The following is a 22,577-nucleotide window of genomic DNA, read 5'->3' as shown; positions in this document are numbered from 1 at the left end:
TCAGCGGCAGCGGTCGACGACCTCGATCAGCCGGCCCGCCTCGCCCAGGGCCGCCCGCAGCGCGGCCGGGTCGGTGACGTCGGCGGCGGATCTCCGGCGGCACCAGCCAGCCCGTACCGGCCACGGGCGGGGCGTCGGCTCCCGTGGTCGCCGGGGGTCCGGGGCGACGGTGCGGGTGCAGGCGCTGCCCGGGAGGTCCCAGCGCTCGGCGGTGCCCGCCGGGACCAGGAAGCCGATGGTGTCGCAGCCGCCGTCGTGCAGGACGGGGCCGATGCCGCCGGTGTCCGCCGCGCCGGTGCCGCCCGCCCGCCGCCCGCCGCCGCGGCGCAGGATGTCCACCGCCTCCAGCCCCTGCCGGGCCGGCACGGTGACGAGATCGCAGCGGCCGAAGCCGTGTGCGGAAGCGTTTCCGTGGCCGGGCTTGCCGCGCTCCTTGGCGCCGCCCCGGTCCGTTCCGCGACCGTGCCCGGCCGCCGCCCGTGAGCCGCTGGTGTCCACGCCGGACTTCAACAAGGGAAACCCTCCTCCGAAGGGAGCCGAACGCTCCGTGTCCACCGGGACCAACGACCCGGGGATGTCAACGGCTACGGCGGCACACCGCTGGAAAGGATGGCGGTTCATGGCGGATCGCGGGCGGGATATCCCTTTTGTCATCAAACCGTGTGTAACAACTCCGCTACAAGGAGTACGGTCTGCTGCCATCGGCGGCGCTGCCGGGCCCCGGCCGCCGCCGGCAGGATCCGCCCCGACCGGGGCCCGGCACCGCGCACCGCCAGGGAGAGGGCCAGCCATGGCGTCACCGTCATCGTCCTCCGGAAACCGCCCCGCGCCGCGGCCGAACACCGCGTTCCGGGAGTTGCGCGGTGCCCGCTCCCCGGGCGAGTTCGCCGCGGCGGTGCGCCGCGCCGCGCGCGAGATCGGTGAACAGGTGTCGTGTGACGCGCGCTACATCGGCCGGGTCGAATCGGGTGAGATCCGCTGCCCCAACTATGCGTATGAACGGGTGTTCCGGCACATGTTCCCGGGGCACTCGCTCCAGGACATGGGGTTCCAGCCCCGGGAGTCGGTGCGCGGCCGCAGGGCCCGCGCCGTTCCCGGCCGGCTTCCGGGCGCCCCGCCCGGCGCCTCTCCGGGCCGCCCCGGGTTCCGCCCGCGGGCCCCTCCCGGACCGGCCCGCGGGACCACTCGCGGGCCTGCGGCCGGGACTGCTCGCGGACGTGGCCGAAATCCCCCGTCCATCAGCCGACACCCCCGAGGAGAGCGACGTGCTGCGTCGCGCGTTCATGACCGGCGGCACCGCCGCCGTGGCGACCGCCGCCCTGGGACCGGCGTCCGCCGCCTCCCCCCGCCGCCGCGCCGGTGCCTCCGACGCCGAGGCGGTCGAGGCATCCGTCCGCCAGATCCGCCTGCTGGACGACCGGCACGGCGGAGACGGCCTCTACCGGCGTGCCACCCAGCCGCTGCGCGATGCCTACGCCCTGCTGGACGCGGGCGCGCCGCGCCAGTCGGTCCGCGACCGCCTGCACGTCGGCGCCGGTGAACTCGCCATCTCCGTGGGCTGGCTGGCCCACGACTCCGGGCGGCTCGACGACGCCCGTTCCCACTACGCCGAGGCGCTCGCCACCGCGCGGGTCTCCGGCGACCCCGGACTGGAGGCGCACGCCTTCTGCAACACCGCGTTCCTCGCCCGGGACGCGGGCCGGCCGCGGGAGGCCGTCCGGGCCGCGCAGGCCGCGCAGCAGGCGGCCCGCCATCTCCCGTCCCACCGGCTGCTGTCGCTGCTCGCCCTCCGCGAGGCCGGGGGCTGGGCCGGGCTCCGCGACCGCGCCGCCTGCGAACAGGCGCTGCTGCGCGCCCGGATCCTGTTCGCCCGCGGCCCCTCGGACGCCGACCCGGAGTGGATGTCGTTCTTCGGCGAGGCGGAGCTGGAGGGGCTGGAGTCGCAGTGCTGGTCGGCCCTGGGCGACTGGCCGCGCGCCGCCCGGCACGCGCGGCGCGCGGTACGGCTCCAGCAGCCCCACTTCGTGCGGAACCGGGCGCTGTTCACGGCCCAGCTCGCCGGCGACCTGACGCGGGGCGGCGAGATCGAGGAGGCCGCGGCGGCCGGGCGGGAGGTGATCGGCCTGCTGGAGCAGGTGCGGTCCACCCGGATCCGGGCGATGCTCGACCGGACGGCGCGGGAGCTGCTGCCGTACCGGCGGTCGGCGCCGGTGGCCGATTTCCTGGCGCTGCACGGGTAGCCCGTACGCCCGGAGTTGCGGTCGGCGCGGTGGGCGTGACGAGCCCGCCGGACGCGGCTGTTCGGCGGCGCGAGGACTCAGCGGTCCGGAGCGGTCCGGTGCGCTCCGGCTGTGCCCGCCTCCCGCTCGTGCCTGCCATGTCACCGTGCCCGCTGCGCCGTGGCGCGGGCAGGCCCGGAGCCGGAGCGACCCCGGGCGCGGGGGAGTTCGCGGGGCACGGAGAGCAACGATCGTCAACCGTGCGGACCGGCCCGGGCGTTGAGGAGCGGGATGCTCAGGGGGCCGGGCACGGGTGGGACGTGCCGGGGCTCTCCTGTGTCCGGGCTCTTCCGGTGTCCGGGCTCGTCCCGTACCCGGTCCCGTCCCGTACCCGGCGTCGTCCCGCTGTCGCGCGTGCGCCCGCCGCTGCCGGGGCGCACCGCCCGGGCACCGTCGCACCCGGGTTCGGACCACCCCGTGCCGTGCCCTCGGTGGCGCCTGCCGGAACGTACAAGCCGGGCCCGGCCGGACCCCCGCGCGGGCGGGCCGCGGGCAACCCGGAGATCCACTGTCGCGTCTTCTCGCTCGCCCGGGGCCTGACGCGGGGTTGGACCGCCGGTGAACTCCGTGTGACCGCACGTCCGGACCGGGCCGGTGCGCGGACCGACCGCCGTGCGCCGCCGTGGGGCCGCGTGCTCGCGAACCGCCGGAACGCATGGGGGGATCCGTCCGGATGTCAGCAACCGCTCCTGCCGCCGGGGCACCGATACCGCGCCCGGGACACAGACGGCTCCGCTGGTGGGCGGAGCTGCCGCTGATCGCGCTGGTGTATGTGGCGTATTCCGCGGGTCGGTTGCTGGTGCGCGGGGATGTCACCACGGCTGTCGACCACGGGCTGGCCATCCTCCGCTTCGAGCAGGCGTTCCACCTCAACGCGGAGCACCCGCTGAACCGCTGGTTCACCGAGTTGCCGGCGCTCGGCGTGCCGGCCGCCTTCTTCTACGCCTCGCTGCACTACCTGGTCACCCCGGCCGTCCTGGTGTGGCTCTGGTTCCGCCGGCCCGCGCGGTACCGGGCGGCGCGCACCTGGCTGCTGCTGTCCACGGTGATCGGCCTGGCCGGCTTCAGCCTCTATCCGACCTGCCCGCCGCGCCTGCTGGAGGCGCGGTACGGATTCGTCGACAGCATGGCGCGGTTCGCTTCGTACGGCTGGTGGGGCGGCGAGGCCAGCGCGCCGCGCGGACTGGGCGGGCTGACCAATCAGTACGCGGCCATGCCGAGCCTGCACGTCGGCTGGGCCCTGTGGTGCGGGGTGATCCTCTGGCGGTACCGGCGGACCCTGTGGACGAGGGTCCTGGCCGTCGGCTATCCGCTGCTGACGACGGTCGTGGTGATGGGTACCGCGAACCACTACTTCCTGGACGCCGCCGCGGGGGCCACGGTCATGGGCCTCGGGCTGGTGGCGAGCCGGCCGGCGCTGCGCCTGGCGGACCGGGCGCGGACCCGGCTCCGCTCCCGGCAGCTGGCGGACCCCGCGCCGGACGCGGCCGCCGCCGGTCCCGCCGGTCCCGCCGCCGGAAGCGCCGTCGGCGGTACGGCGGGACCCGTGCCGGTCACCGCGGAAGCGGCGCCGCCCGGACCGGCCGTCCGCCCGGCTCCGCATCCGCCGCGGGCCCCGTCCCCTGCCGGAGCCCGCGCTTCCGGTCCGGCGGCCCCGTAACGACGCCCGCGGGGCGGCCGGGACCCGCCTCCGGCCCGGCCCTCTCCGTGACGCCACCCGCCGCACCGGGCACAGGGGTCCGCCGGGGCTGTCGGTGGGGGATGCGAGACTGCGGCGGATGAACGGTTCCCTCCACCACCGCGAGCACGGCCGCGACGCGACGGCCGGCCCGGCGCCGTCGCCGGCGGCCGGGCACCGACCGGCGACGGCGCTCCGGCAGCTCCTCGCCGAGCTGCGCGGACCGGGCGCCGCGCCCCGCCCGCTGGACGCCCGTGCCCTGGCCGCGCTGGCCGCCAACCCCGGCTGCCGGCGCCGGGCGCTGCTCGACGGGGCCGGGGTGGACAAGTCCGCCCTCGCCCGGGCCCTCGGGTCCCCGGCGGGCTTCGGCCGCTCGGAGTTCGCCTTCGTCCGGGGCAATGTCTTCGAGGCCCGGGTGCGGGCCGACGGCGGCGCCGAGCTGATCCGGCTGCTGCGCGAGCGGTTCGGTGCCGACGGGCCCGTGCCGGAGCCGGGTGAAGTGAACGTGCCCGACCTCTCCGCCCCCGGACCGGAGGGCCGCACGGCACGCACCCGGCTGGCGCTGGCGGAAGCCTTCGCCGGCGGGGGCTGGACGCTGCTGTTCCACCCCATGGTCCGGCTTGACGTGGCCGGTTCACCGGCCGCTCTGGAACCGGACGCCGTGGCGGTGCACCCGGACGGGAGCTGCACGGTCGTGGAGGTCAAGTCCTTCCCCGTCGTGGACGGTTCGGCGGACGCCGCAAAGGTCGGGGCGGCGGCCCGGCAGGCCGCGGTGTACGTCCTGGCGCTGCGCGGACTGGCGGAGGAGATCGACCGGCAGCCGGCAGCCGGCGGGGACGCCACGCTCCCGGCGCAGGCTCAGGGACAGGCACAAGCAGGGGCGGCGGACGCGGTGCGCCGGGAACGGTCCGGAGTGTCCGCCGGGGCCCCCGGAGCCGGGCAGACACCGGACGCCGGACCGCACGGGGCGGGCCGGGTGCGGTCCACGATCCTGCTGGTCTGCCCCAAGGACTTCTCCAACCTGCCCACGGCCGAGCCCGTCGACGTACGCAAGCAACTGGCCGTCACCCGGCGGCAGCTGGACCGGCTGACCCGCATCGAGGACATCGCGGCGGCGCTCCCCGAGGGCACCACCTTCGACCTGCGCCTCGCCGACGACGGCAGGACACCGACCCGGCCGGCGGAGGAATTGACGGCCGCCGTCGACGCGGTTCCCGCCGCCTACGCCCCGGAGTGCCTGGCCGCCTGCGAACTGGCCTTCCACTGCCGGGCGCGGTCCCGCGAGGCCGGGGCCGTGGAGGCGCTGGGGCGGGGTGTGCGGGGCGAGTTGGGCGGACTGACCACCGTGGAGAGCGTGCTGGAGGCGGCTTTCGGCGAGCACGGCGACCCGGCCGACCCGGCCGTAGCCGCACTCCGCCGGGCGGCGGCCCTGCGCGCGGAGGCCCTGGCCACCGCGGGAGACGCCGCCGGACTCGGCGAACTCCCCGCCGCCGACCGCCGGAAGGGAGGCCCCGGGTGTCGCTGATCACCACCCTCGCGCGGATGGAGGCCGTGGCCGCCGGGCGGGCCGCGCCCGGGGCCACGGTGCTCCACCGCCACCTCTCGGACCGGCCGATGGCCTTCGTCCCGCTGACGACCGCCGGCGAGGCCGGCGCCCCGCTCGGGGCCCTGGTCGGCACCGACCGCTCCGCGCCCCGGCTGCTGGTGGTGCCCCAGCCGCGCGACCGCGACCTGCGGTCCGCCTTCCTGGCGGAGCTCGCCGAGGTGCTGCTGCCGTACATCGACGCCTACGCGGACGGCGTGGAGCCGGCGGAGCGCAAGGAGACCGACCCCGAGTCCGGCAAGAAGGTGCCGGTGCAGGTCGAACTCTGCGCGGACGCACCGCAGTTGCTGGTCCCGAGCACGGCCGGTGTCTCGTTCGTCCGGCTGCTGGGCCGCTCCATGCGCTTCCGGCGCACCGCCGAGCAGGACCCGGAGACGCCGCATCCGGCGCCGCCCCGGGTGCCGCTGCTCGGACGCTGGCTGACGCACTACGGCGAGCGGTCCCGGGTGCCGGGCTCCTCCCTGCTGCTGCCCATGACGGGGCTGCTGTCCCGGCACTGGACGACGGGCCAGAGCGGCGCCGAGGACCAGCATCTGGGGGCGCTCCTCGGCTGGATCGACCCCCCGGAGGGTCTGACGGGCGCCGAGGCGGCGCTCCGCGCGGAGGTGGAGCGCGACGGGGACGGGCTGCTGGTGTGCCCGCCCGCCGGTCCCGCGACCGACCCGGCGTTCGACAACAAGCGGCTGGCACCCGCGATGGGCCGCTACGACCGGTCCCGGTCGGAGGCGGCGGCCGCGGCGGAGGCGGGAGCTCCCGGGCGGCTGCGCGGCGCGCGGCGGGACGTGGCGGCGTCCGAGGAGGAGATCCGCGCCCTGGTCGAGAGCCAGTTGCGGCCCACCTGGGACGCCCTGTGGCGCGGGGTCGACCTGCTGCGGGCCCTGCCGCCGGGCAGCCACGTCGCCGACCGCTGGAAGCGCGACCGCTGGTCGTACACCGCGCACCGGGACCGCGTCCGGGCCGGCGAGCCGCCGCAGCCCAGGCGGGACGACGCGGTGACGGCCGCGCAGAAGCTCGCCACGCGCGAGACGGCGCAGGCCCAGCTCGAAGCGCAGGAGGCGCTGGACGATCCGCTGGCGATGGCGGCCCGGCGGCTCGCCGGCGAGGCCTTCGCGGGCGAGGTCGCGGCGGTGGAGATGGCGTACTCGGAGGGGCGGCGGCCGATGCCGCGCCCCCTGGTCACGGTCCGGACGGACGACCAGCCGCATCTGACGGCGCGGACGAAGGTGTACCGGGCCCTGGCCGACGGCCGGAGCCAGCCCGGCGAGTGCGTGGAGCGGCGGCCCGAGGGCATCGTCGTCCGGCTGACCGGCGGCATGGGCCGCGGCAAGGTGCCGGACGAGGGCTCGGTACCGGAGCCGGGCGACCGCGTGTGCTGGACGCTGTTCGAGCACGCCCCCCGGGGCGGGCCCGACCTGCCCGACCCCGAGCGGACCCCGTGGACCCACGGCGGCCCGCCGGTCGTCCCGGGCGGCGATGGCGACGCCCCGGCCCCGTCCGGTGCCGCCGGATCGGCCGCGCCCGCCCCTGCCGTCCCCGCGGCCCCGCCGGGCGACCCGTCGTCCTCGACACCAGCCCGGATACGGCGACCCCGGAGGACTTCCTGTGACCGGCACCGGCCTCCCTCTCCCGCCCGTCCCCGGCGGAGAGCGGCGGCGGCCCCGAACCCGTACCCGGCCCGCAGGAGCCCGGGGCGCCCGGCCGCGCCGCGTTCGACCCCGGCGCGGAGGCCGCCCGCGCGACCGAGGCGATCCTCCACGACACCCTGCACAGCCCGTACCGCGGTGTGGTCGTGGACTCCCCGCCCGGCGCGGGCAAGTCCACCCTGGTCGTCCGGGCCGCGCGCGAGCTGGCCGCCGCCGGGCACCGCCTGATGGTGGTCGCGCAGACCAACGCGCAGGTGGACGATCTCGTCGACCGGCTGGCGACCGCCGATCCGGATCTCCCCGTCGGCCGGCTGCACAGCAGCGACCCCGACCCGTACGACAGGATGCTGGACGGGCACCCCTCGGTCCGCGCCTCCGCCAAGGCCGCCGACCTCGCGGGGATGGAGGTCGTGATCTCGACGGCCGCCAAGTGGGCCCACGTCAAGAACACCGAGCCGTGGCGGCACGCCATCGTCGACGAGGCGTACCAGATGCGCTCGGACGCGCTGCTGGCCGTCGCGGGGCTCTTCGAGCGCGCCCTGTTCGTCGGCGACCCGGGGCAGCTCGACCCGTTCAGCGTGGTCGGCGCCGAGCAGTGGGCGGGGCTGTCGTACGACCCGTCGGCCAGCGCCGTGTCCACGCTGCTCGCGCACAACCCGGCGCTGCCGCAGCACCGGCTGCCGGTGTCCTGGCGGCTGCCGGCGTCGGCGGCGCCGCTGGTGTCCGGCGCCTTCTACCCCTACACCCCGTTCCGCAGCGGCACGGGGCCGGGCGACCGGCGGCTGTCCTTCGGCGCGGCCGCGGACGGCTCACCGGCGGACCGGGTGCTCGACGAGGCCGCGGCATCCGGCTGGGGCCTGCTGGAGCTGCCCGCGCGCCACACCCCCCGTACCGACCCGGAGGCCGTGGACGCCGTGGCGCAGGTGGTGCGCCGGCTGCTGGACCGGCGCGGGGTGACGGCCGACGAGCGCCGGGACGCGGTGCCGCTGACGGCCGACCGGATCGCCGTCGGCACGGCCCACCGCGACCAGGCCGCGGCCGTGCGGGAGGCGCTCGCCGCGCTGGACGCGGGCGAGGTCACCGTGGACACGGCCAACCGGCTGCAGGGCCGGGAATTCGACGTGACGGTCGTCCTGCACCCGCTGTCCGGCCGCCCCGACGCCACGGCCTTCCATCTGGAGACGGGCCGGCTGTGCGTCCTGGCCTCGCGCCACCGCCACGCGTGCGTCGTGGTGTGCCGGGAGGGCGTGAGGGAGCTGCTGGACGGGCACCCGTCCACGGAACCGGTACAGCTCGGGGTGACCGTGAAGTTCCCGGACGGCTGGGAGGCGAACCACGCCGTGATGACGCGGCTGGAGGAGCACCGGGTGCGCTGGAGGCCGTGACACCCGGCCCTCTTGCGCGTCCCTGGACAATGGACGGGGTGCGCGGACGGGGGAGGCCCGTCCGCGCACCCGAGCGAATCGAACAGCCGGGAGGCACGTACATGACCGAGCCGCATTCGGCTCCCGATCACCGCGACCGCGGCGGGGCGCGGCGCCACCGCAAGCCGGCGGCGCTGCTCTTCGAACCGCCCGAGGCGGTCGCGGACCCCGAGCACTTCTTCGATCTGGAGTCGATCGAGGACCCGCGGCAGCTCCTGTCCCGTTCCACGGAGCTGACGCTGGCGTTCCGCGCGGCCGCCGACCGGGCGACGGAGTTCCAGGCGATCGCGGCGGCGCAGCTGGCCGACCCGAAGCGGTTCGACCGGCTGCCGGAGTCGGCCATCGCCGAGCGCGCGGAGTGGTCGGAGGACTACACCCGGCGCATGATCGACTTCGGCCGCGAACTGCTCCGCGACGGCGGCCCCACCGCGGACTGAGTACGGCCGGTCCGCGCGGCCGGTCCGGCGGGCGGTCCCCGCGGGCGAGAGGCCCGTGACCGCCCGGAGGACACTCCCGGGCGGGGGACGGCGTACCCTCTCCCCGGCGGGTGCCGTGCCGGGACCCGGAAAACTGAACCCGGAAAGCCGGCCCCGGAAAGCCGGAGCCCGGGTCCGGAAACCGGGAAGCAGGACCCGTCCACCCCCGCGCTCACCCGTGTCACTTCCTCCCCGGCCCTCGCAGAGGCGGGAGCGCATCCATCCCGCCTCGCCCCGCCGAATTCCGGCAAGCACCGGATATGCGGGGTCTCGACCGATAAACATGGACGCCATGAGCGACTGGCAGCCGCGACCGTGGCAGCACCCCGACGGATCCACCCGCTTCGCCCTCTTCCGGGCTCCCGCGCCGGACGACGGCGCCCTCGTCCCGGCCCGGGTCACCGCCGCCGGGGCGGCCTGGCTCGCGTCGGCCGCCCCGGCCCCGCAGCGTGTCCTGGCCCTCTGGGCCGCCCGGCCGGAGGCCCCGGCCGTCCTGCCCTGCGGGACGGCGTTCGACGTGATCAGCGCTCCGGGCGTGTTCGGCCGGCGGCTGCTCGACCGGCTGTGGTCGGAGGGCCCCGGCTCCGGTCCGGTGGCCGTGCACCGCGGACGGCTGCTGCTCTTCACCGAGCCCGGCACGGCCCGCCGGCTGCCCGCCCTGCTCGCCGGGACGGAGTGGGGCGCGGCCCTGCCGCCGCTGCTCTGCCACGGGACGGGCGACACGGTGACCGTACCGCCGCTGCGCCTGCCCGCCTCCGCCCTCGCGGCGACGGCGAGACCCCGGCCCCGGCCGTCGCGGCCGCCCCGGCGGCCTCCGCCCCGTTCCCGGAACCGGTGTCCCCGGGCCGGGGAACGGCGCCGGTACCGCCCGTCCGGCGCTCTCCCGCTGGCTGGCGGCACCCGACGTCCGGCATCCCTGGCTGCCCGGCGGCGAGGTGCTGCGGTGGGCCTGCTCCGGGCCCTTCCGGGCGGTGCGGCGGCCGGCCGGCCGCTTCCCGCCCCGGCTCTCGCCGCCCCCACCGGCGCCTGCTGAGGCCGTCCCGGCTTATCGATTTTCGCGGACCCGGATACGGATGCTAATGTCTTTCCCGTCGGGCGCCGCTAGCTCAGTTGGTTAGAGCAGCTGACTCTTAATCAGCGGGTCCGGGGTTCGAGTCCCTGGCGGCGCACTTACGGTTCTACCGTTGACCAAGGCTTTTCTGCTTCGGCGGGAAAGCCTTTCGTCATGCACGGGCCCGGCCTTCACCCCGGAACCCGGCCTCCACACCCGCACCCCTGCCCCCGCCCTCCGGCCCCGCCCGGGGCCCGCGGCCACCGGGGCCCCGGCCGCCCCTCCACCCGCCCCTCAGAACACCCCGGACGGCTCCGCCGGCCGGTCCACGCGCACCGTCCAGCGTCCGCGCGTATCCGTGCCGAGCACCTCCACCGAGACCCCGCTCTCCGGGTCCGTCAGCCGCTCACCCACCCCCAGCGGGGCGTCCGCCAGCGCCGGGTGAACGGAGCCGTTCCAGCAGGCGCCCGAGTGCGGATGCCCGTCCAGCACCTTGACGGGCCCCTCGGCGGAGCCCGTCTCGCTGTGCACCCGGTAGACGAGCACCCCCTCGGTGCAGGTCGTCAGGTCGTTGCCCACCGCGGCCCGGGCCTCGACGGCGAGCACCGTCGACGCACCGGTACGGATCACCAGCAGCCGGGGGCCGGCGACCGCGCCGCGCCCGGCCCGGGCCGCGACGGGCACGAGAAGATGCGCGCTCTCGCCCTCGCCCCGCACGCAGGTGACGTCTCCCCGGTCCAGCCAGCCGAGCTTCCACTTGTGCCAGCCGAAGAAGTCCGGGGCCAGCCCGAACTGGCTGCCCATGAGGTCCCAGTCGCCCACATGGGTGTCCCAGTCGCCCTTGCCCTGCTTCGGCCGGTGGTAGAGATCCGGCAGGTCGAACACGTGCCCGGTCTCATGGGCGAGCACGTTGCGGTCCGGCGGCCGCTGCTCGAACACGGTGACGATCCTGCGGACCTCCGTGCCGTCGACGCGCATCGGCTCGTCGAAGTTGACGACCTTGGTGGCGTCCGAGTCGACCCCCGGGGCGTCCGGGTCGGCGACCAGGTAGACGACGTCGTAGCCCGAGAAGTCCACCACCCGGTCGGCCAGGCCCATCGCGTCGCCCAGATAGGCCGCCCGCAACTCGGTGTCCCAGTCCCGCCCTATGCCGTAGGTCGTCGAGGCGGCGGGCATCTCCAGCCACTTCCGCACCGGATCGACATGGAGCCGGAACTTCCCGTACGAGGCCCGCTCGAAGAACTCGGCGGTCCCCGGGAAGTAGTCCGACACCAACTGGTCCGGCGCGACGACCGGCTCGGCGTCCGGGAAGGAGAGGAAGGCCATCACCGCGCGGATGTCGTCCCGGGGCTTCGGATAGGCCGCGTTCCAGGTGTCGAGCCCTTCGGAGTGGTGGACCGCGCTGCGCGTCAGGGCGCAGGCCTCGTCCAGCACGGCGGCCGTGGCCGGGCCGGCGACCAGCGAGGTGGCGAGCATCGCCGTGAAGGACATCGCGCCCGCGGCCGCCCGGCGGAGGCGCGGCCGCGACCGGACCGGCCGGGCCTCCGGCCCCCCGGACGTCAGCGAGTGCGACACGTCGGCCTCCCCGGACGTGGGACAGGACACTCGTCCACTTTGCGGGGATATTTACACACTCACCATGTTTCCTTGACCCGGTCGGGTGAGCCGCGGCGGCAGGACGGGCCGTAACTCAACGTCACCCGCGCTCGTTGGTCATCGCACGTCCGGGCACCGTCCTGCAGAAACGATCGGACAACCGCTCTGCCGTACGTCCCCCCGTGGGCCGTTCGATGGAACAAGACCGGACGAACCTCTATGATCGGCACATTTCCAGCGCGGACCCCTCCCCCGGAGGCCCTCGGGGCACCGGGGCGACCGGCTCCGCGATCCGTACGAGTCGAGTCCTCAGCGGGAGTGAACGGTGAGCGGATCACCCAACAGGCCAGGTGCGGGACCCGGAATCACCCTACCGACCTTCACGGAGAGTAACCAGATCTTCCGCCGCTCCCCGGCCTCCCGGACGGCCTCTCCGCCGCCCCCGGGCGAGCCCTCGCCGCCGTCTCCGGCGGCCGGCGGCCCTTCGCCCACGGGCCCGTACCGCACGGGCCCGTCTCCCACCGGCCATGCGGTCACCGGCCACCCGGTCGCCGGCCTCTCGCTCGCGGGCTCCGCGACCGTCTGGCGCCGTGCACCCTCGGGCGGCCGCCGCGGCGCCCCTCGCCGCCCGGGCCCCGCACCGGCGGCCCCGGAACCGGCGCCCGCACCGGCCCCGCGCCCGCCCGTCCGGCCGCGGGCGGCCTCGCGGCCGCCGGGCCCGTCCACCGCGCCCCGGCCCGGGACGGCGGCGTCACCGCCGTCGCCGTCCACGTCGCGGGACACGGCACCGGGCACCGCGCCCACCGCCGCCCCGGCCCGGGGCGGGGCACCGTACAGGCGCCGGCCCCGTCCCCGTACCGCCCACCGGTCTCACCCCGGTACCCCCGCGCCGCCCGCCGCCCGCTCCGTGACACCGGCCGAGGCGCGCGACTACCGCGCCGCCTTCAACGCCGCCCGGCTCGCCATGGCCGTCCTCGACGGCGAGGGCAGAGTCGTCACCGCCAACCAGGCCCTCGGCGCCCTGCTCGGAGCCGATCCCGCCCGCCTCGCCGCCGAACCCGCCGCCGAGTTGCTCAACCTGAGCCACGACGCCCGCACCTGGGCCGCGTACCGCGACGTGCTGGGCGGCCACCTCGAACGGATGCGCTGCACCCGCCGGTTGAAGAACCCGGACGGCCGGCCCCTGTGGGCGGAGGTCTCCGTCGCACCGCTTCCGGAGGACGGCCCCGGCGGTCCCCGCTCCCGCGCGCTGCTGTCGGTGGCGGACATCAGCGACCGCCGCGATCTCCAGGCCCGGCTGCACCATCTGCGCCTGCACGACCCCGTGACGCGGCTGCCCAACCGCGCCCTGTTCTTCGAACGGCTCGCGGCGGCGCTCGAGGCCGCAGGGCAGGACCGCGGCGGCAGCGGGCGCATCGGCATCTGCTATCTGGACCTGGACGGCTTCAAGGCGGTCAACGACACCCTCGGACACCGCATCGGCGACCGGCTGCTGCACGCCGTCGGCCAGCGCCTGGCGCACTGCGCCGACCGGGCCGGATACGGCCGGCGCGGCGCCCATCTGGTGGCCCGCCTCGGCGGGGACGAGTTCGCCGTACTCGTCGAGGAGTCCACCGGCACCGAACAGCTCTCCGAACTGGCCGACGCCGTGCTCCACACACTCCTGCAGCCGTTCGACCTGGCCGGAGAGCGGCTGTCGCTGTCGGCGAGCATCGGCGTCGTGGAGCGCGCCGCCGCAGGGACGACCGCGACCGCCCTCATGCAGGCCGCCGACACCACCCTCTACTGGGCCAAGGCCGACGGCAAGGCACGCTGGACCCTCTTCGACCCCGAGCGCAACGCCCACCGCGTCAACCGGCAGGCACTGGCCAGCACCCTGCGGCCCGCCATCGAGCGGGGCGAGTTCACGCTCGAGTACCAGCCGCTGGTAAGCCTGGACGGCGGTGCGCTGGAGGGGGTCGAGGCGCTGGTCCGGTGGCGCCACCCGCAGTTCGGCACCCTGGGGCCGAATCGGTTCATCGGGCTGGCGGAGGAGGAGGGCGCCATCGTCCAGCTCGGGCGCTGGGTGCTCCGCACCGCCTGCCGTCAGGCCCGGCTCTGGCAGCTCCAGCGTCCGGAGAGCCCGATCTTCGTCAGCGTCAACGTGGCCGTCCGGCAGGTGTGGGACTCCGACCTGGTCGCCGACGTGGCCGCGATCCTCGCCGAGACGGGCCTGCCGCCGCACCTGCTCCAGCTGGAGCTGACCGAATCGGCGGTCATGGGCTCCGCCGGGCGCCCCCTCCAGGCGCTGCGGGCGCTGAGCGACATGGGCGTCAGCATCGCCATCGACGACTTCGGCACCGGCTACTCCAACCTCGCCTATCTGAGCCGGCTGCCCGCCTCCGTCCTGAAGCTGGACGGCGCGTTCGTCCGGGGGTTCCGCGACAAGACCCATGCCAACCCGGCCGACGAGACCATCGTGGAGGCGCTGGTCGGCCTGGCCCACCGGCTGGGCCTGACGGTCACCGCCGAGTGCGTCGAGAACGCCGACCAGGCAGACCACCTGCGCCGGCTCGGCTGCGACACGGGCCAGGGCTGGTACTACGCCCGGCCGCTGCACCCGGAGCGGGTGTCGTCACTGCTGGACGGCTGAGGCGGGGCAGCGGGTCCGGCACCGCGGGCCGGGGCCCGGCCGGCGAACGCGGGACGCCGGGGCCCGGACCCGGCCGCCGGGTACCGGGCTGACGGGCCGTCGGATCCCGCTCACCGGCAACCGGTGTTCCCGGCCTGAATGACGGGCGAAACAGCGCGAAAATCAAGCCAGTTGAGGGCCGAACGTTTTTTGCTCTGTGCCTCCGGGTAACGCTGCCCATAGCATGGGAGCGCTCCCACTCCCTGCTCCGCCCCCGGAGCACCCGGACATCCCCACAGCCGAAAAACGGAGACCCCCACCATGCGTGTGCACGGAATCCTTGAATCACCGAGATGGGCGCTGCGCGCCTTCGCGCTGCTCTTCGCCTCGCTGCTCTGCCTGGTCCCCTGGGCCGATACGGCGGCGGCGCACGGCTCGATCGTCAACCCGGGTGCCCGCGCCTACAGCTGCCACGAGCGCTGGGGCAGCGACCACATGAACCCTGCCATGCAGCAGGAAGACCCGATGTGCTGGCAGGCGTGGCAGGACAACCCGAACGCCATGTGGAACTGGAACGGCCTGTACCGCAACGGCGTCGGCGGCAACTTCCGCTCCGCGATCCCCGACGGCCAGCTCTGCAGCGGCGGCCACGCAGAGGGCGGCCGCTACCGCTCCATGGACGCCGTCGGCCCGTGGAAGACCACCAGGATCGGCAACAACTTCACCATGAGCCTGTACGACCAGGCCAGCCACGGCGCGGACTTCTTCCAGGTCTACGTCACCAAGCAGGGCTTCAACCCGGCGACGCAGCAGCTGACCTGGGGCAGCCTGGAACTGGTGAAGACGACCGGCCGGTACGCCCCCGCGCAGAACATCTCGTTCGACGTGAGCGCCCCCGGCCGCACCGGCAACCACGTCGTGTTCACCATCTGGCAGGCCTCGCACATGGACCAGTCGTACTACCTGTGCAGTGACGTGACCTTCTGATCCCACGTCACGGAGCACGGAGCACGGAGCACGGAGCCCGCGCGGCCGGCCGGTGACGCACACCCCACATCACCGGCCCCGCGCGGGGCCACCCCCCAGCAGCGAAGCGCGGCGCGTTCACCACGTCGTCCGTCCGCCGCACCCGCAGAAGCGGAGCCCCGCCCGGCACTCCCGCGCCCGGCGGGGCTCTCCGCTGCCCGGGGTCCGGTGGCCGGGGTCCCGGTGGCCGGTTCCACCGTGATCACTTAGCGTGGGACGACGGTGTCCCGGCTTCCCCTCCCCGGGTGGTGCCATGTGCTGGAGTGCGACGGCCGATCTCGTCGCGGGCGCGGGCATCTGCGCGGTGGGCGTGGCCGCGCTGGCCGGGGTGCGACGCCGCGGCGATCTGCCCCTCGCCGCCCTGCCGCTGCTCCTCGGCGCCCACCAGATCGTCGAGTCCTTCCTCTGGCACCAGGGCGGGGACTCCGGCCCTCTCGTCCTCGCCTGGGCGGTGATCGCGCTGCCCCTGCTCCCGCTGTGGATCCCGCTCGGCGTGCTGCTCGCCGGGCGGCCGGGGGCCGGCCCCGCCCCCGGGAACGGGCCCAGGCGGGCGGCCGTACGGATCGCCGCCGCACCGGGCGCCGCCGTACCGATCGCCGCCGGCTGCGTCACCGCGGCCGTCCTCGCGTACTCCCTGGCCACGGGGACCGTCACGGCCGAGGTGCGTGACCGCACCATCGGCTACGCCGTCGACGTGCCGCTGCTGCCGCTGGTCCTCACCGGGTATCTGCTGGCCACGCTCGGCGCCCTGCTGCTGTCCGCCGATCCCCCGCTGCGGCTGCTCGGCGCCGTCCTCTCGGCCGGTGCGGTGATCTGCGCGGCGCTGTGGCGGACGGAGTTCGTCTCCACCTGGTGCGCGTTCGCGGCGGTGGCGTCCGTGCTGATGCTGGTCTGGGTGTGGCGGCGGGCGGGAGGCCGCGCCGGCGCACCGCTGCCCTCCTGACCCGCACCGCGTCGCCCGCCCTCCCCTCGCGGTCAGGGGGTGAGCCGCCGGGCCTCGATCAGCACCAGGCTCTCCGGGTGCAGGGTGGGAGCCCGGACGCCCAGGACCGCGAGCGCGCGGCCGGACAGTTCGACCCCCTCCGCCGTCCACCACGGCAGCCCGCTCACGGCCGGTCCGCGGAGCTCGTCTCCCGGCGGGAGCGGGGTGATCGTGTAGTGCGCGTCCCCGGCCAGGCCGGGGAGACGTACCCGGCCCGCCGGCGCCTGGACGCTCGTCGCCGTCTGCACCAGGGCGTAGACGGCGCGGGACCGGTCGGGGGCGACGACGCCGTGCACCAGCAGCGCCGGATCGGGGTGGTCGGCGCGGACGACGGTTCCGCCGTGCAGCAACGGGCGCAGCCGCTTGTGGGCCGCGATCCACGCGGCGAGCCGCCGGCGTTCCCCTGCCGTCGCCCGGGTGAGGTCCCACTCGATCCCCATGTGGCCGAAAAACGCGGTGCCGGCACGGAAGTCGAGGGTGTGGGTACGGCCCGTGGTGTGCGAGGAGGACGCTCCGACATGGGCACCGATCAGCTCGGGGGGCAGCAGGAGGCCGGTCCAGCGCTGGATCTCCTGGCGCTCCAGGGCGTCGATGCAGTCGCTCGCCCAGACCCGGTCGGCGCGTTCGAGGATCCCGAGGTCCACCCGGGCGCCGCCCGAGGAGCAGGACTCGATCTCCAGCCAGGGGTGCCGCCGGCGCAGCTCGTCCATCAGCGCGTACACGGCGGCCGTCTGGGCGTGCACCCCGCCGGTGCCCTCCGGGCCGCTGCCCGCGTCGACCAGATCGCGGTTGTGGTCCCACTTCAGATAGTCGATCGCGTACTCCGCGACCAGGGCGTCCAGCCGCTCCAGCACATACGCGGACGCTTCCGGCCGCCCGAGGTCCAGGACCTGCTGGTGCCGTGCCTCGGGAGGCATCCGCCCGCCCGCCGACAGCAGCCACTCCGGGTGGGCCCGCGCCAGGTCCGAGTCCGGGTTGACCATCTCCGGTTCGACCCAGAGGCCGAACTGCAGCCCCAGGGAACGGACGTGGGCGACCAGCGGGTGCAGTCCCTCCGGCCACACCTCCGGGTCCACGGACCAGTCGCCCAGCCCGGCCCGGTCGTCACGGCGTCCGCGGAACCAGCCGTCGTCCAGGACGAAGCGCTCCGCCCCGATCTCCGCCGCCGCGTCCGCCAGCGCGGTGAGCTTGCCCAGGTCCTGCTGGAAATAGACCGCCTCCCAGGTGTTGAGGGTCACCGGGCGGGGCCCGGCCGGGTGGTGCGGACGGTCCCGGAGGAAGGTGTGGAAGCGGCTCGCCAGGGCGTCGAGGCCCCGGCCGTACGAGCCGAGGATCCAGGGGCTGTCGTAGGTGGCCCCGGTCTCCAGGCGCACCTCGCCCGGCAGCAGGAGCTCCCCGCCGCCGAGGAGGGAGACCCCGGAGTTGGTCCGCTCGGCGAACGAGCGGTGGTTCCCGCTCCAGGCGACGTGCAGGCCCCACACCTCGCCGTCGCGGAACCCGAACCCGCGCTCGCCTGCCGTGTGGACGAGCGTCGCATCGGCGCCGGTGCGGCCGCGGCGGTTCTCCCGCAGATGCGTTCCCAGGGTGAACGCGTGGCGCTGCGGTGACCGCTCGCGGAGGTGGCGGCCGGTGAGATCGAGGAGTTCGGTCGCGTGAGCCGGCACCGGCAGGGTGAGCTGGAGCGCGTCGAGGGTGTACGGGCGGTCGCCCTCGTTGGTGAGGGAGGCCCGGTGCCGTACGAGACCGGAGGACGTCAGCTCCAGTTCCAGCCGCAGGGAGAGCCCGGCCTGTTCGTCGGTGGCCGCCACGACCAGCGACCGGGGGCCCGGGGTGCGCAGCTCGCGTACGGTGAACGCGCAGGAGAAGGCGGCGCCTTCCCGGTGGCCGGAGAGCCCCGGTGTGCCGAGCCAGCCGGCGGACTGCTCGGGCAGCACGCTCACGGGCACCGGGACGTCGGGGACGCTGGTGACCAGCTGGGCGAGGCTCGCCGTGGCGAGACCGGCCAGGCCGGTTCCGTCGCCGTCCCGGCCGCCGCCGTAACCGCCGCCCCCGTTCCCGCCGCCCCCGTTCCCGTTTCTGTCACGGCTGCCGGACGGCCGCTCGCCCAGGTCCGCTCCCCAGTGCAGGATCCGGGGGAGGCGGTCGCCCGTGCAGTTCAGGACGAGGCTGGTGCCGGCGGCACGGAAGTGCAGCAGGCGGCGGGGGGAACGGTCGGTGGTCATGGCGCGCTCTCGGTCGGTCGGGCAGGCGGGCAGGTCGGCAGGCAGGCAGGCGGACGGTGAGCCGGTGGTCGATGAGTCGGTCGGTGGGAGAACGGGACGGGGCCGGGCCGGGTCACCCGGCGGCGAGACCGCCGCGCGTCACCCGGCCGTGGCGGTCCCGCCGGGCCGTCGTTCCCGGATCACCATCACTTCCCCCGCGCGCACCTCGGCCCCGCCGTCCACGGCCGCGCCGCTCAGGAGATCGACACCCGCCGCCGGGACGGACACGTCCCGCGCGGTGTGGTTGATCAGAAACAGATACGTGGCCTCCGGCCCGAGCCTGCGCACCGCCTCGACCCCCGCCGGGACCTCGGCCGCGGCGGTCACCCCGGCCTCCCGGCAGACGCGGCCGAGCAGCTTCCGCAGGCCGTCCGCGTCCGGGCGGGTCGCCACGTACCAGGCCAGGCCCTCGCCGAAGGAGTGCCGGGTGACCGCGGGGTGTCCGGCGACAGGACCGCCGGAGGCCGGGTCCGCGGCGAACGAGAGGACGGTCTCCGCTCCGCGCGGTTCCACGTGTTCGGTCCACACCGTGGCCGTCGAACCGTCGGAGAGCCGGACGGTCTGGGCCTCCCGCAGCGGGAAGAACTCGTCCGTCCGCACCCCCAGCAGCTCCCGGTACGCACCGGGATACCCGCCGAGCCGGACGTGGTCGTTCTCGTCCACCACGCCGCTGAGGAAGCCGACGGCGGCGTGCCCGCCCTCCCGCACGAAGGCGGTCAGCGACGCCGCGTCCGCGTCCGTCGTCAGGCAGAGGCCGGGGACCAGCACCAGCCGGCGCCCGCTCAGGTCACTTCCGGGATGGACGAGGTCGCAGGTGATCCCGAGCGACCACAGCGCCTCGTACCAGCCGCGGACCAGGTCGAGGTAGCGCACGTCCCGCGACGGGGTGGCGTCCATTTCCAGCGCCCACCAGGCGTTCCAGTCGAAGAGGAGCGCCACGTCCGCCGCGACGCGGCTGCCACGCACCTCGGCCAGCGCCGCGAGGTCCCGGCCGAGACCGGTGACCTCGCGCCACGTCTTGGTGTCCGTGCCACCGTGCGGCAGCATCGCCGAGTGCCATTTCTCAGCGCCGGCCTTCGACTGGCGCCACTGGAAGAACAGGACGCCGTCGGCGCCGCGTGCCACGTGCGCGAGACTGTTGCGCCGCATCTGCCCCGGCGTCTTGGCGATGTTCCGGGGCTGCCAGTTCACGGCCGATGTGGAGTGCTCCATCAGCAGCCACGGCGCTCCCCCGCCCAGTCCGCGGGCCAGGTCGGCGTCGAGGGAGAGGCCGATGTGGGCCTCCGGGTCCTCGGCGGTGAGGTACTGGTCCACGGAGACGACGTCGCAGGCGCCGGCGAGCGCGGCCCCGTCAACCTTCTTCTCCAGCGTCACCAGCAGGTTCGTGGTGAGCGGGACACCGGGCGACAGACGGCGCAGGATCGCGGCCTCCCGCCGGTGGAGCGCGAGCAGCGCGTCCGAGGAGAATCGCCAGTGGTCGAGCCGCTGGGTCGGGTTGGCGACGGCCGCGGTGGCGCGCGGGGGCATCACCTCCGCCCAGTCGCCGTAGCGCTGGCTCCAGAACGCCGTGCCCCAGGCCTCGTTGAGGCCGTCGAGGTCTCCGTACCGCTCACGGAGCCAGTCCCGGAACGCCTGGGCGCTGGTGTCGCAGAAGCAGTGCGCGTTGTGGTTGCCCCACTCGTTGTGGACGTGCCACAGGGCGAGGGCGGGATGGCCGTGGTACCGCTCCGCGAGCCGTTCGACGAGCCGGCCGGCGGCCTCGGCGTACGCGGGGCTGCTGGGGCAGAAGGTCTGCCGGGAGCCGTGCCAGAGCCGGGTGCCGTCGGCGGTCACCGGCAGCGCCTCCGGGTGCCGGAGCGAGAACCACGGCGGGGGCGAGGCCGTGGCGGTGGCCAGGTCGACCGCGATACCGCCCGCGTGCAGCAGGTCCATGATCTCGTCGAGGAGGCCGAACTCGTACTGCCCGGGCCGGGGTTCGAGGAACGCCCAGGAGAAGACGCCGACGGTGACGAGGTTGACGCCGGCCTCCCGCATGAGGCGGACGTCCTCGTCCCACACCTCGCGCGGCCACTGCTCGGGGTTGTAGTCACCGCCGTACGCGATGCCGCCGAGCCGGCCGGACAGCCGCCGGAGCGCGTCGCCGCTCATGCCTTCACCGCCCCCGCGGCCAGGCCGGCTTTCCAGTAGCGCTGGAGGACGAGGAAGGTGATGACGATCGGCACCACCGAGACGAGCGAGCCGGTGAGACTGAGGATCTGCAGCGACGGGTCGCGGCTGACCTGGGACTGCCAGGTGAACAGGCCGAGGGTCACCGGGTAGAGGCGGTCGTCCTGGAGCATGACCAGCGGCAGCAGGAAGTTGTTCCAGACGACGACGAACTGGAAGAGGAAGATCGTCACCATGGCGGGCGACATCAGCCGGAGCGCCAGGGTGAAGAAGGTCCTCAGCTCGCCGGAGCCGTCGATCCGGGCGGCCTCCAGCAGTTCGTCCGGTACGGAAGCGGCGGCGAAGATGCGCGAGAGGTACACCCCGAACGGGCTGACGACGCTGGGCAGGAAGACCGACCAGAAGGTGTTGGTGGCGCCGACCTCGGCGAACAGCAGGAACAGCGGCAGCGCGAGGGCCGTGGCCGGGACGAGGACGCCGCCGAGCACGACGGAGAACAGCAGCTCCCGCCCCCGGAAGCGGTACTTGGCCAGCGCGTAGCCGGCCATGGCGGACAGCAGGGTGCCGACGGCCGCGCCCGCGCCCGCGTAGAGAAGGCTGTTGAGCAGCCAGGGCAGATACACCCCGTCCTGCTTCGCGAACAGCGCCGAGAGGTTGTCGGCGAGGTGGAAGTCGGAGAACCACAGGCCGAAGGAGTCCACCAGGTCGCCCTGGCTCTTGGTGGCCGAGACCACGAGCCAGAACACGGGCAGCAGCATGTAGACGGCGATCAGGGCCAGGAAGCCGGTGGCGGCGATCACCGAGAGGCGGCTGTCGCGGGGGCCACGCGGTCCCGCTGCCGCGGCGGGCCGGGGCGCGTGGGCGCCGGCGGTGTCGGTGAGGAGGCTCATGATTCCGCCTTTCGCCCCGTGAGCTTGAGGAATCCGAACGACAGGACGAACGTGGCCAGCGCCAGCGTCACCGACATGGCCGCCGCCTCGCTGTAGTTGTCCGCCGAGGCGAGCGAGTAGGCGGCCAGGTTCGGTGTGTAGGTGCTGGTGACGCTGGTGGAGATGGAGCGCAGCACCTGCGGCTCGGTGAACAGCTGCAGCGTGCCGATGATCGAGAAGACCCCGGTCAGGATGAGCGCGGGGCGGAGGATCGGCACCTTGATCCGCCAGGCGATCTTCGTCTCGCTCGCGCCGTCCATCCGCGCGGCCTCGTAGATGTCGGAGGGCACGGCCTGCAGGGCGGCGTAGAGGATCAGCATGTTGTAGCCGGTGTACGTCCAGGTGACGATGTTGCCGATGGACCAGAGCATCATCCCCGAGCCGAGGAAGTCCGGCTCCGCTCCGGCGTCCTGCAACAGGTCGACGATGGGCGACAGCCGCGGGTCGTACAGGAAGGCCCACATGATCGCGGCGATCACGCCCGGGATGCCGTACGGGACGAAGTAGGCGATCCGGAAGAACCGCTTGAGGCGGGCCACCGTCGAGTCCAGCAGCAGCGCCAGCACCAGGGCGAGCAGCAGCATGACCGGGATCTGCACCAGCCCGAAGACGAGCACCCGCACCACGCTGCCGAGGAACTCGGGGTCGCCGAGCACCTCCGCGTACTGGTCGAAGCCGGCGAACACGGTCGTGCGGCGGCCGAAGGTGCCGCCGGTCCGCTCGGTGCGCAGCAGGCTCTGGGAGAAGGCGTAGCCGACCGGAACCAGCGTGAACAGCACGAACGGCACGAAGAACGGCAGGAGGAAGAGGGCGGGAGCCCAGTTCCGCCGCCGGCGCCGGGGACGGGTGCGG

13 protein-coding genes, 1 tRNA gene and 3 pseudogenes are annotated in these 22,577 nt (G+C 75.0%); 11 read left to right on the top strand and 6 right to left on the bottom strand.

Annotated elements, in window-relative coordinates; translation table 11 throughout:
* Positions 1-513 (bottom strand): hypothetical protein, encoded by a 513-nt coding sequence (locus E4N63_RS21160; protein WP_230241452.1) that lies wholly within the window; start codon positions 511-513, stop codon positions 1-3.
* Positions 514-863: 350 nt separating this feature from the next.
* On the opposite strand from E4N63_RS21160, the pseudogene E4N63_RS21155 reads away from it, so the two are divergent.
* The 8 genes and pseudogenes from E4N63_RS21155 to E4N63_RS21120 all read left to right on the top strand — a co-directional run.
* Positions 864-2,240: pseudogene (locus E4N63_RS21155) on the top strand (hypothetical protein); the annotation flags it as partial.
* A 712-nt stretch (positions 2,241-2,952) separates the two neighbouring features.
* Positions 2,953-3,939 (top strand): phosphatase PAP2 family protein, encoded by a 987-nt coding sequence (locus E4N63_RS21150; RefSeq protein WP_230241451.1) that lies wholly within the window; start codon positions 2,953-2,955, stop codon positions 3,937-3,939.
* A 118-nt stretch (positions 3,940-4,057) separates the two neighbouring features.
* A complete protein-coding gene (locus tag E4N63_RS21145) occupies positions 4,058-5,482 on the top strand; it encodes a hypothetical protein (RefSeq protein WP_228429543.1) in 1,425 nt (474 codons plus the stop codon).
* Positions 5,473-7,053: pseudogene (locus tag E4N63_RS21140) on the top strand (hypothetical protein); the annotation flags it as partial. The gene E4N63_RS21145 and the pseudogene E4N63_RS21140, both read left to right, overlap by 10 nt.
* Positions 7,054-7,307: 254 nt before the next feature.
* A complete protein-coding gene (locus E4N63_RS21135; protein ID WP_230242581.1) occupies positions 7,308-8,588 on the top strand; it encodes an AAA domain-containing protein in 1,281 nt (426 codons plus the stop codon).
* A gap of 101 nt (positions 8,589-8,689) precedes the next feature.
* The gene (locus E4N63_RS21130; protein ID WP_125625658.1) at positions 8,690-9,064 is read left to right on the top strand and encodes a hypothetical protein; all 375 of its coding nucleotides are present in this window, start codon (positions 8,690-8,692) and stop codon (positions 9,062-9,064) included.
* 322 nt (positions 9,065-9,386) lie between these two features.
* Positions 9,387-10,221 (top strand): annotated as a pseudogene (locus tag E4N63_RS21125) (bifunctional DNA primase/polymerase).
* A tRNA-Lys gene (locus tag E4N63_RS21120) sits at positions 10,199-10,272 on the top strand. Before E4N63_RS21125 ends, E4N63_RS21120 begins: the two are co-directional and overlap by 23 nt.
* A 176-nt stretch (positions 10,273-10,448) precedes the next feature.
* On the opposite strand, the gene E4N63_RS21115 is transcribed toward E4N63_RS21120, so the two are convergent.
* The gene (locus E4N63_RS21115) at positions 10,449-11,645 is read right to left on the bottom strand and encodes a M6 family metalloprotease domain-containing protein (protein WP_125627089.1); all 1,197 of its coding nucleotides are present in this window, start codon (positions 11,643-11,645) and stop codon (positions 10,449-10,451) included.
* Between the two features lie 1,069 nt (positions 11,646-12,714).
* Between E4N63_RS21115 and E4N63_RS21110 the strand changes: the two genes are divergently transcribed.
* From E4N63_RS21110 to E4N63_RS21100, 3 genes are all read left to right on the top strand, one after another.
* Entirely contained in the window at positions 12,715-14,382 is a 1,668-nt protein-coding gene (locus E4N63_RS21110) for a bifunctional diguanylate cyclase/phosphodiesterase (RefSeq protein ID WP_268271503.1), read from the top strand.
* Between the two features lie 300 nt (positions 14,383-14,682).
* Entirely contained in the window at positions 14,683-15,348 is a 666-nt protein-coding gene (locus tag E4N63_RS21105) for a lytic polysaccharide monooxygenase (RefSeq protein ID WP_125626229.1), read from the top strand.
* A 292-nt stretch (positions 15,349-15,640) separates the two neighbouring features.
* Positions 15,641-16,330: a DUF6629 family protein gene (locus E4N63_RS21100; protein WP_125626227.1), complete on the top strand. Its 690-nt coding sequence runs from the start codon at positions 15,641-15,643 to the stop codon at positions 16,328-16,330.
* A 32-nt stretch (positions 16,331-16,362) separates the two neighbouring features.
* Here E4N63_RS21100 and E4N63_RS21095 read toward each other — a convergent pair whose 3' ends face one another.
* From E4N63_RS21095 to E4N63_RS21080, 4 genes are all read right to left on the bottom strand, one after another.
* Positions 16,363-18,591: an alpha-galactosidase gene (locus E4N63_RS21095; protein ID WP_230241449.1), complete on the bottom strand. Its 2,229-nt coding sequence runs from the start codon at positions 18,589-18,591 to the stop codon at positions 16,363-16,365.
* A 138-nt stretch (positions 18,592-18,729) separates the two neighbouring features.
* On the bottom strand, positions 18,730-20,778 hold the full coding sequence (locus E4N63_RS21090) for a beta-galactosidase (protein ID WP_230241448.1): 2,049 nt from the start codon (positions 20,776-20,778) through the stop codon (positions 18,730-18,732).
* Positions 20,775-21,686: a carbohydrate ABC transporter permease gene (locus E4N63_RS21085; protein WP_125626224.1), complete on the bottom strand. Its 912-nt coding sequence runs from the start codon at positions 21,684-21,686 to the stop codon at positions 20,775-20,777. Before E4N63_RS21085 ends, E4N63_RS21090 begins: the two co-directional genes overlap by 4 nt.
* On the bottom strand, positions 21,683-22,525 hold the full coding sequence (locus E4N63_RS21080) for a carbohydrate ABC transporter permease (RefSeq protein WP_125626223.1): 843 nt from the start codon (positions 22,523-22,525) through the stop codon (positions 21,683-21,685). The genes E4N63_RS21085 and E4N63_RS21080 overlap by 4 nt, the downstream gene beginning before the upstream one ends.
* Positions 22,526-22,577 lie beyond the last annotated feature (52 nt).

It is taken from the genome of Streptomyces sp. MNU89 (genome assembly GCF_020982505.1).
GTDB classification, from domain to species: Bacteria; Actinomycetota; Actinomycetes; order Streptomycetales; family Streptomycetaceae; genus Streptomyces; species Streptomyces xinghaiensis.
The sequence above is the reverse complement of the archived record's forward strand: the minus strand, read 5'-3'. Positions and strand labels throughout refer to the sequence as shown.